The sequence below is a fragment of the Streptomyces sp. NPDC054786 genome, from assembly GCF_053611685.1.
Genome location: NZ_JBSHAW010000053.1, coordinates 39,268 through 48,455, shown reverse-complemented (window position 1 = coordinate 48,455; position 9,188 = coordinate 39,268). Strand labels below are relative to the sequence as shown.

The window sequence follows — 9,188 nt, the reverse complement described above, 5'->3', positions numbered from 1 at the left end:
GCCCCCGCCCCCCACCCCCGGCTTGCCGTGCCCCCCCCCCCCCACCCCTTGGTGCGCCCTGGGGGCGGGGGGGGGGGGGCCCCCCCCCCCCCCCCACGACACGCCCTCGGTCCCGGGACACGAAATCTGGGCGCGAGCACCCCTTGGGACCCTGTACACTTTTTCTCAGCCGGTGGGGAAAAAGAACCACACAGCACCGGTCATGGTGGGTATAGCTCAGCTGGCAGAGCACCTGGTTGTGGTCCAGGATGTCGCGGGTTCAAGTCCCGTTACTCACCCCACATCAAGGCCCCCGACCTCAGGTCGGGGGCCTTGTCGTCATACGGGCGCATAAAGAAGGCGCCGGTGCCGCGGCTCAGTAGCCGACGGTGAAGCGCTCGCCGAGGTGGCGGGGCCGCTCGATCTCATCGAGGACGGCGACGGCGTAGTCCTCGGCGGTGATCCGGCTGGTGCCCTCGGCATCGGTGATCAGGTCGTCGAGGGCGGTCCGGTAGCTGCCGGTGCGCTCACCGGGCTCGATGGTGGCGGCCGGACTGAGGCTGGTCCAGCGCACATCGGAGACGGACCGGAAGAAATCCAGCGCATCGCCGTGGGCGTGCATGATCTGCAGCAGGAACTCGGGGAGGCCCTCCGCGTCCCAGACCTGCGCGCCGCCCGGGGTACGCAGCGAGCCGGCGCCGCCGACGGAGATCAGCCGGGGTGCGGTGTCGCCGAGGGTGCGCAGACCGGCGATGAGGGACTCGGCGGCGGGCCTGATCGTGGCGACATGGCCCGGTCCGTCGCCGCCGCCGACCGCGCTGACCACGACGTCCTGGCCCTTGGCCGCGGCGGCGACGGCGGCCGGATCGAGGATGTCGCCGGTGGTCACGGTCAGGTCCGGATGGGTCGTGGTGATCTTCGCGGGGTCGCGGACGACCGCGGTGACCCGGTGGCCGCGCCGGAGGGCCTCGTGGCGGATGCGGCTACCGATGGTGCCGTTGGCCCCGAAGAGAGCGATCGTGGACATGGTGGTCTCCCAGCTGTTCTGTGCGTCCGGGCAAGGACTTCCGTTTTCCGTCAGCTGACGCGCTGACGTCTCCTACGCTAGGGGGACCAGCGGGACATTTTGGGGTAGCGAGGGGACCAGCGATGGTCAAAAAGCGACAGGAGGGCGGGGAGCCCGTTCCGGAGATCCCGGAGGTGGCGTTCTCCGCGCCGGCCGGGCGGCCGAGGGGCGTGGAGGTGATGACGCTCGCGGAGCTGCGGGCGCGCGCGGACGCCTGTCAGCTGTCCACCCCGCACCGCCCCGGTTTCCACCATCTGCTGCTCCTGGACGGCGGCCGGCTGGTGCACAGCGTCGACTTCCGGGAGTACGTCCTGGCGCCGGGCGATCTGCTGTGGTCGCGCCCGGGGCAGGTCCAGCACTTCGGTGATCTGACGGACGCGAAGGGGCGGCTGGTGCTCTTCGAGGCCGGTTTCCTGGACCCGGCGACCGCGACCGCGGCCCGGGTGGAGGACTGGTACGGGCCGCCCGTACGGCATCCCGAGGGCGCCGCGGCCCGGGGCGTGGACGAGGCGATGCGGCAGCTGCACGGGGAGTTCGGGGCGCTGGGCGGGCTGCCGCTGGAGATCCATCTGGACGTGCTGCGGCATCTGCTGGCCGTACTGGTGCTCCGGGCCGCGTATCCGGGCGGGGCGGCGGACGGGGACGGGTCCTGCGCGGCGGGCGCGACCTATCTGCGCTTCCGGGACGCGGTGGAGCGGGACTTCACCCGCAGCCGCCGGGTCGCCGACTACGCCCGCTCGCTGGGCTATGCGCCACGCACCCTCTCCCGGGCCACCGAGGCCGCCGCGGGGGTGGGGGCCAAGGAGTTCATCGACCGGCGGGTGGTGCTGGAGGCCAAGCGGCTGCTGGCGCACGGCGATCAGTCCGCGGCCCGGATCGCGGACCGGCTGGGCTTCGACGACGCCACCAACTTCAGCAAGTTCTTCCAGCGGCAGACGGGAACCACCCCGATCGCGTTCCGCACGGCCGTACGCAGCGGTGCGGGCTGAGGACGTGCCGCGTAAGGGAGTTGTGGCGCGGACGGCGGACGGCGGGGCGCAGCGGTGGGGGGAATGTCCCGCTGCGCCCCGCCTCTGGGGCGAGCGGCCCGGTTGGGGGCCCGGGCCGCCGGTGGGGGTCAGCCGGTGTACGCGCCGAAGGCCTTGGTGAAGTCCAGCGGGCCCTGCTCGATGGAGCTGCAGGTCGGCTGCGCGGAGTTGCCGGCGCCGCCCGGGCAGGCCTTGTCGCGGGTCCCGGACCACATCGACAGCCAGGCCAGGTGCTTGTCCTTGGCGAACTTCACCAGCTCGCCGGCGTCGTCGGTCTTGAAGACCTCGCTCTGGACGTCGTTGACACCGATCATCGGGGTCACGGCCACGGTCTTCCAGGCGTCCGCGTCGCTCAGGCCGAGCGCCTTCTTGATCTGGCCCTGGGTGGCGGTGGCGGCCTGGGTCGCGTAGGTGCCCATGTCGCCGTTGTAGGAGGGGCCGTAGTCCATCGCCATGATGTTGACGGCGGAGATCTTGACGCCGTTCTTCTTGGCGTCGGCGACCAGGTTCACCCCGTCCTGGGTCAGGCCCTCGGGCATGACCGGCAGGGTGAAGGAGACATCCAGGCCGGGGTGCTTCTTCTGGAGCTGGGTGATGGCCTGGGCGCGGCGGGTGTTGGCGCCGGTGTTGGGCAGCGCACCGCCCTCGATGTCGAAGTCGACCTTGGTGAGCTTGAACTGGTCGATGACCTTGCCGTACGCGGCGGCCAGCTCGTCCGCGGAGCCGCAGACCAGCCCGAGTTCGGAGCCGGTGGCGCCGCCGAAGGAGACCCGGACGTCGCCGCCCGCCTTGCGCAGGGCGGGTATCTGCTGGGCCACCGGGTCGCTGCCGAGCTCGCCCGAGCCGCCCCACTTGGGGGTACAGCCGCCGCCGGAGGTGACGAACGCCAGGTTGAAGTTCTTCACCCCGGTCTTCTGGGCGGTGCCGGCCAGGTCGTAGGCGGGGGCGAGCGAGGTGTCGACGTACGGGGCGAAGCCGGCCGCTGCCTGTGCGGTGCCGGTGGTCCGCGGCGCCTTGGCGGCCAGGGCGGAACCGGCGATGGCGAAGGCGCCGCCGGCCGCGACCACGGCGGCCGCGCCGCTCACGATCAGCTTGGTGGTGCGGCTCTTGCGCCGGCGGTGTGCCGAGGAACTCATCTCGTGCCTGCCTGTCGTCACATGGGGGGCTGGGGTGCACCGTGGTGCGTCCCGCACGCTAGCGGCAGCGAAACGGACAAATGCCGGGATCGGTACGGCGGTTGGCGGAATTATGTCCGCCTTAAGGCAGCGGAAGGGGGTGGTTAAGAGCCCCCGGCCCGGAGCCGCGTCCCACAGCCCCGTGCGCCGGGCGGGCGCCGGACTCGTCGGAGCCGCCGGACCACCGGAACTCGTTGCCCCCATGGGACTCGTCAGGCCCGCCGGACCCGCCGGACGAGTCGGCCCCGCCGGACCCGCCCCAGGGAGTGTGACGACACCCCCTACGAGCCGGTGCGCGCCGCCCGCCGCCCGCGGGTGCGCAGCGTGCGGCGCAGCCGGTGGCCGCGGCGGGTGCCGAGGCGGGCGCGCCGGTCGTCCAGCGCCAGCCAGATCCTGATCTCGGTGCCGCCGAGGACGGAGCGGCCGATGCGCACATCGCCGCCGGTGGACTCGGCCAGCCGCCGCACGATGTCCAGGCCGAGGCCGGTGGAGCCTCCCCCGGCTGCCGCCGGTCGGTGCCCCCGACCGCCGCCCGACCAGCCGCGGCGCAGTGCCGCGTCCGGGTCGGCGATGCCGGGACCGGCGTCCGAGACCAGCACGATCACCGCCTCCTCCGCGTTGTGGACATCGACCGCGAAGGCGGTGCCCTCGGGGGTGTGGCGGAAGACGTTGCCGAGCATCGCGTCCAGGGCGGCGGCGAGTTCGGGGCGGGCGACGGGGACGCGTACGGGGCGGTCCGCGCCGGCGATGCGTACGGTGCGGCCCTCGTCCTCGGCGAGCGCCGACCAAAAGCCCATCCGCTCGCGGATCACCTCTGCGGCGTCACAGCCGGCCGCGGCGGCCGCCTGCGGGGTCTGGGCCTTCTGCTCACGGGCGGTGCGGATGATCTGGTCGACCTCGCGCTCCAGCTGCTCGACGGCGGCCCGGGTCTGCTCGGCGGCCGAGGTGTCACCGAGCGAGGCGGCGTTGAGCCGGAGGACGGTCAGCGGGGTGCGCAGCCGGTGCGAGAGGTCGGCGGCCAGTTCGCGCTCGTTGGCCAGCAGCTGGACGACCTGGTCGGCCATGGCGTTGAAGGCGCTGGCCGCGGAGCGCAGTTCCTTGGGGCCGTCCTCCGGGACGCGGACGCCGAGCTTGCCCTTGCCGAGGTCGTGGGCGGCGCCGGCCAGCCGTTCCGCGGGCCGCACCATGCGGGTGCCGAGCCGGTCGGCGACGGCGACCGAGCCGATGATCAGCGCGAGGCCGACCCCGGCGAGCACCACCCAGGAGGTGGTGACGCCGTTGGTGAGGGCCGCGTCGGGGACGAAGACCTCGACGACGGCGATGCCGGAGGCGACGGCGGTCGGCTGGAGGAGCGAGGAGCCGCCGGAGACCGGGGAGATGGAGGCCCGGCCGAGCTTCGCGGCGGCCTCGACATCCCGCTGCGCGGCGCGCCGGGAGCCGATCTCGGCGGGCTTGCCGTTCTTGCCGCCCGCCGGGACATGGACGCCGATCCGCCCGCCGGGACCGGTCTCGGCGCTGGCGACGGCGCGCTCCAGCTGGGTGCGGTCGGTGGTGATGGCGAGGACCGGGCCGATGGTGGCGGCCTGCCGCTCGGCGTTGGAGTAGGCGCGGTCGCGGGCCAGCTCCTTGACGACCAGTCCGAGGGGGACAGCGAACGCGACCACGACCATGGCGGTGACCGCCAGCGCCACCTTGACCAGGGCCCATCTCACTGTGTCTGATCCTTCGCTGCTCCGCCCGCGAGGCGCAGAAGTGCAGCTCTCGCCGTCCTCTGCGGCCCGGCGGCCGCGCGCGCGACGCTCACTGCGGCGGCTCCAGCTTCACGCCGACGCCCCGCAGGGTGTGCAAGTACCGGGGCTTCGCGGCGGTTTCGCCCAACTTGCGGCGCAGCCAGGACAGATGGACGTCGATGGTCTGGTCGTCGCCGTAGGACTGCTGCCAGACCTCGGCGAGGAGTTCCCTGCGGGGTACGACGACGCCGGGACGCCCGGCGAGGAAGGCCAGCAGGTCGAATTCCCTGCGGGTCAGATCGAGGGCGGCGCCGTCCAGTTCGGCCTGCCGGCGCAGCGGGTCGATGGACAGTCCGCCGACCCGGATCACTCGTGAGGGCGGTTCCGCGCCGGCCGCGGTGGCCCGGGAGCGGCGCAGTACGGCCGACATCCGGGCCGAGAGGTGCTCGACGGAGAACGGCTTGGTGAGGTAGTCGTCGGCACCGTCGTTCAACAGCCGGACGATTTCCGCCTCGTCGTCCCGGGCGGTGGCGATGATCACCGGGACATCGGTGATCCCGCGGAGCATCTTCAGCGCCTCGCCCCCGTCCAGATCGGGCAGGCCGAGGTCGAGGATGACGACGTCGAAGCCGACGTGCGCCACCTCGCGGAGCGCCTCCAGAGCGGTTCCGACGCTGCGTACGGTGTGGGCGGCCTCGGTCAGATGCCGGATGAGGGCCGAGCGTACGAACTGGTCGTCCTCGACGACGAGCACACGTGCCATGGGCGGCACCGTACGCCATTCGGGCGAGGTTCTTCGCCCGAGGCTGACGCCGCAAGGGCGCACTCCGGCGTGCTGGACGGGCTGCAACGGGGCGGGCCGGTGGTGCAGTATGAGCCGAATGCAACGAGGACTGGTTCACGCGGCGGCCTGGACGCTGGCGACCGGCGCCGCCGTCACCCTGTCGTGGTTCGGCGTGCACACCGTGCTGTCCGGCACGGCGTACGACGCCCCGCGCGCGCTGCCGATCTCCGACCAGTTGGCCTCGGCAAAGGGGCGGCAGGACGACGGCGCCGCACCGCGCGTCTCCTCCACCCACCGCCCCAAGCCGTCCCGGTCACCCGCCCACAGCCAGGCGCCCGCCGACGGCAAACCGTCACACCCGGCCGGCCCGTCCTCCAGCGGCACCCCCCGGTCGCGGTACCCGGACACCACCTCGCCGGGCGGCTCGGCCTCCGACGGCCGGGTCAAGAGCTACGCGACGGCGGGCGGGCGGGTGGTCTTCGACATGGATGGCCGGTCCGCCGAGTTGGTGTCGGCGACCCCGAACTCGGGCTGGGAGATGCAGGTGTGGAAGCAGGACGGGTGGATCCGGGTCGACTTCTCCGGCGGCACCTCGCATACGTCCGTCTTCTGCACCTGGAACGGCCATCCGCCGACCGTGCAGACCAGCGACCACGGGACGTAACACCGCCCGCGCGGCGCGGCCCCGCGTCAGTCGAAGGCAGCGGCCGGCGGGGCCGGTGAGGCGAGGGCCGTGGCATCGGTGACCGGTGCCGCGCCGCCGGTGAAGTCCAGCAGCGCCCGGCCGTGTTCGACCCGTCCGGCCTGTGGATCGGTGGCCGCCCGCCGGGTCAGTTCGGCGACCGGCAGCTGCCCGTCGGCGGCCAGCAGAACGGCGTTGCCGAAGCGCTTGCCGCGCAGTACGGCCGGGTCGGCGGTCAGACACAGCTCGGGGAAGACCGTACGGGCCGTGGCGATCTGGCCGCGCAGAAACCGCAGCGGCGGCCCGTCCGCGAGGTTCGCCGCGTAGAACCCGCCGGGCCGCAGCGCCCGGTGTATCTCCGTCAGGAATTCGGTGCTGGTCAGGTGCGCGGGGGTGCGCGCGCCGCCGAAGACATCGGCGATGATCAGGTCCGCCCAGCCGTCCGGGATCTTCGCCAGGCCGGCGCGGGCGTCGCCGCCGCGCACCCGTATCCGCCAGCCGCTGTCCAACGGCAGCTGCCGGCGCACGAGTTGGACGAGCGGTGCGTCGAGCTCCACCACCTGCTGGGTGGACCGCGGACGGGTCGCCGCGACATAGCGGGCCAGGGTCAGGGCGCCGCCGCCGAGATGGACGACGCGCAGCGGTTTGCCGGCGGGCCCGGCCAGGTCGGCGACGTGCCCGAGCCGCCGCTGATAGGAGAAGTCCAGATAAGCCGGGTCGTCGAGGTCCACATGGGACTGCGGGGCACCGTCGATCAGCAGCGTCCAGCCGCGCGGCCGGTCCCGGTCGGGCCGTAGCTCGGCAAGCCCGCCGTCCACCGTCTCCGTGACGGATTCCGGTCCGCCGCGACCGCGTCTGCTCTTCGCCATGCCCTCCAGTATGGCCCCTGTCCCGAAGGCCGTATCCGCTGGTCAGCGAGGTGCTTCCGGCCGGAAGGTCCCGGGTGGGGCGCCCGGACGTACGGGGCAGAGTGGCGGACCGCCCGTGACCGAGGTCAGGGGCGATCCGCCAACTGCACATGACGACCCATGCCGGCCCGACATCCTGCGGACCGGCGTCGGGTCACCTGTTGAGGCAGACGTTCCCGAAGGCCGGGTTCAGCAGCCCGGGCACGTTGAAGCTGTTGCCGCACACATTGATCGGGATGTTGATCGGAACCTGGACATTGTTGCCGCTGAGGATGCCCGGGGAGCCGGCGGCAAAGCCCGCGGCATTGGCACCGCTCCGGTGGCTGAAGAGATTCCGGTGATCGTTGCGGTAACGCTCGTTGTCATAGTAACGACCGTGGCGACCGTGGTGGCCGTCCCCGCTGGCTGATGCGACGCCTGCGCCACTTAGCACGATGGCACAGCCGACCGCAGCCGTTGCGGCGGTCTTAACAAACCGCTTCATCCCATTCTCCTTTCAGTTCGTGAATGGGGCAACCGGTCACAACGAGCGAAATGAGTCAGGGGTGCGGATGTTCCCCCGTCCGGGAAAATGTTAGCCCTTCTGGCAGTAAGAGGGCGGCGCCGGCGGAGTTAGTATTCCGCTGACCGGAATCCCGACCGGGATCCGGCGTGCCTGCCGCGGTTTCCAACATGATTTCTGTCAGAGTGCTCTCCAGTTTGACTGATTGAAGTCGGAGAGGAAGACATGCGGAAGTCGATGGACCGCACAGCGCGCGGCGTCGTATGCGCACTGACCTCCTTGGCATTGTCCGCCGCCCTGTCTTCGGCGTCGGCCGCGCCGACTCCCAAGGAATCCGCGCGAATTCCTTTCCACGAGCGCTATCACGTGACCCAGCACGGCGGTGTCACGCGCGCGGCCAACTCCTCGGTCACCTGCAGGACGGCGTTCCGCCGCGCGGCCACCCCGTGCGCGGCGGTGCAGCAGGGCGGCGCCGGCCTGAACGGCCACTACCGGATGGCGTACATCGACGTCGACTCCGACGCCCACACCTACAACTCCAGCAGCGCGGACCTGCGGATCCCGGCCGGCTCCCGGGTGAGCTACGCCCGGCTGTACTGGGGCGGCAACCTGCGGGCCGGCGAGCAGAAGCCCGCCAAGGACAACGGCCGGGTGCTGATCGCCGAGCAGGGCGGCCGGTACAAAGAGGTGCGCGCCGACACCCTCACCGGCCACCGCACCACCTCCGCGACCGACGGCTTCCAGGCTTCGGCGGACGTCACCCGGCTGGTGCGCAAGAGCGGAGCGGGCGCCTACACGGTGGCCCAGATCAATGCCGCGATGGGCCATTCCCCGGCCGGCGCCTGGGGCGGCTGGACACTGGTGGCCGCCTACGAGAACAGCAAGCAGCCGCTGCGCAGAATCGCCCTGTGGGACGGCTTCCAGCAGCTGGGGCCGGACCGTCGCAGCTTTTCGGTACGGCTGAACGGATTGCATATCCCGGCTCATTCCCATGGCCGCGCCGGCGTGGTGGCGTACGACGGCGACCGGGGCCGCGGAAATGACGCGCTCGCCGTCCGGGCGGGCCGGCACCACGTGCAAAAGGTGCGGGATACCGCCAATCCGGCTAACGACGTGATGAACTCGACGATCACCGAATTCGGCCGGCAGACGAAGCGGCTGCCCGCCTACCGCAACACTCTCGGATTTGATTCCGACGTATTCGACATCACTCCCGCGCTGCGGTCCGGCGGTGACCGGCTCACTTTCCGTTTCACCACCCGCAGTCCGGGATATCTGCTCGGCGCGCTCTTCCTCCAGACCGATACCAGCCACTGAGCGGCGCGCCCCGGCAA

Annotated in this window: 8 protein-coding genes, 1 tRNA gene and 1 pseudogene; 4 read left to right on the top strand and 6 right to left on the bottom strand. The window is 71.9% G+C overall.

All coding sequences use genetic code 11. The annotated features are described in order from the left end of the window. The first annotated feature begins 205 nt into the window (after positions 1-205). Positions 206-281 (top strand) — tRNA-His (locus ACWGI6_RS33530). A 74-nt stretch (positions 282-355) separates the two neighbouring features. Here ACWGI6_RS33530 and ACWGI6_RS33525 read toward each other — a convergent pair. Further along, entirely contained in the window at positions 356-1,006 is a 651-nt protein-coding gene (locus tag ACWGI6_RS33525; protein WP_453271001.1) for an NAD(P)-dependent oxidoreductase, read from the bottom strand. 122 nt (positions 1,007-1,128) lie between these two features. On the opposite strand from ACWGI6_RS33525, the gene ACWGI6_RS33520 reads away from it, so the two are divergent. After that, positions 1,129-2,034, top strand: coding sequence for a helix-turn-helix domain-containing protein (locus ACWGI6_RS33520; RefSeq protein ID WP_453271000.1), 906 nt, complete (start codon positions 1,129-1,131; stop codon positions 2,032-2,034). A gap of 128 nt (positions 2,035-2,162) precedes the next feature. Here the strand turns inward: ACWGI6_RS33520 and ACWGI6_RS33515 are convergent. The 3 genes and pseudogenes from ACWGI6_RS33515 to ACWGI6_RS33505 form a co-directional block, all read right to left on the bottom strand. Then, positions 2,163-3,077 (bottom strand): annotated as a pseudogene (locus ACWGI6_RS33515) (chitinase); the annotation flags it as partial. 452 nt (positions 3,078-3,529) lie between these two features. Continuing rightward, positions 3,530-4,960, bottom strand: coding sequence for an ATP-binding protein (locus ACWGI6_RS33510; RefSeq protein WP_453270999.1), 1,431 nt, complete (start codon positions 4,958-4,960; stop codon positions 3,530-3,532). 88 nt (positions 4,961-5,048) lie between these two features. Next, positions 5,049-5,741 (bottom strand): response regulator transcription factor, encoded by a 693-nt coding sequence (locus ACWGI6_RS33505; RefSeq protein ID WP_453270998.1) that lies wholly within the window; start codon positions 5,739-5,741, stop codon positions 5,049-5,051. A 109-nt stretch (positions 5,742-5,850) separates the two neighbouring features. Between ACWGI6_RS33505 and ACWGI6_RS33500 the strand changes: the two genes are divergently transcribed. Beyond that, positions 5,851-6,426, top strand: a complete 576-nt coding sequence (locus ACWGI6_RS33500) for a hypothetical protein (protein WP_453270997.1) — start codon at positions 5,851-5,853, stop codon at positions 6,424-6,426. Between the two features lie 26 nt (positions 6,427-6,452). Here the strand turns inward: ACWGI6_RS33500 and ACWGI6_RS33495 are convergent, their stop codons facing one another. Further along, the gene (locus ACWGI6_RS33495) at positions 6,453-7,313 is read right to left on the bottom strand and encodes a spermidine synthase (RefSeq protein WP_393906293.1); all 861 of its coding nucleotides are present in this window, start codon (positions 7,311-7,313) and stop codon (positions 6,453-6,455) included. A 193-nt stretch (positions 7,314-7,506) separates the two neighbouring features. Beyond that, a complete protein-coding gene (locus ACWGI6_RS33490) occupies positions 7,507-7,836 on the bottom strand; it encodes a chaplin (RefSeq protein WP_453270996.1) in 330 nt (109 codons plus the stop codon). A gap of 243 nt (positions 7,837-8,079) precedes the next feature. Between ACWGI6_RS33490 and ACWGI6_RS33485 the strand changes: the two genes are divergently transcribed. Next, positions 8,080-9,171 (top strand): hypothetical protein, encoded by a 1,092-nt coding sequence (locus tag ACWGI6_RS33485; protein WP_453270995.1) that lies wholly within the window; start codon positions 8,080-8,082, stop codon positions 9,169-9,171. Positions 9,172-9,188: the final 17 nt, after the last annotated feature.